A 415-nucleotide genomic window follows, 5' to 3' on the forward strand; every position below is an offset into this window, starting at 1 on the left:
CTTTCAGGTAAACCAGATCGCCCGTGCACCCGAATTGCCGCAACGGCTGATCGATGCAATGGCTGACGCGGCCGTGCTGATCGATAGTCGCGGTGCAGTCCTTCTGTTGAATGCGGCGGCCGAAGCACTGCTCAAGCAGGCCGACGGCATTTTCCTCAGCCGATCCGAGAGGCCCTCGCTTGCTGCCCATATTCCAGAGACATCCACCCGGCTAGTGAACGCCATTCGCCAGGCGTTGCTGATAGCCGATGGCGAGGACACGCCGTTCGGAGGAGCTTTGTCGATCTCTCGGCCATCGGGTTTGCCACCTTATTTGGTGATGATCACGCCGCTTGCAGCGACAGCGGTTTCCATCTGGGATGCGGTTGACAGCGGAGCGCGCGTCCTCATTCAAATCGTCGATCCAGAAGCAAAG

The 415-nt window shown here is 59.3% G+C and carries 1 pseudogene; it reads left to right on the plus strand.

Going from position 1 to position 415, the window contains the following annotated elements:
• Positions 1-415, plus strand: a pseudogene (locus AF337_RS31120) (helix-turn-helix transcriptional regulator); the annotation flags it as partial.

Origin of the sequence: Rhizobium ecuadorense (assembly GCF_001187535.1) — a bacterium.
Taxonomy (GTDB): Bacteria; Pseudomonadota; Alphaproteobacteria; order Rhizobiales; family Rhizobiaceae; genus Rhizobium; species Rhizobium ecuadorense.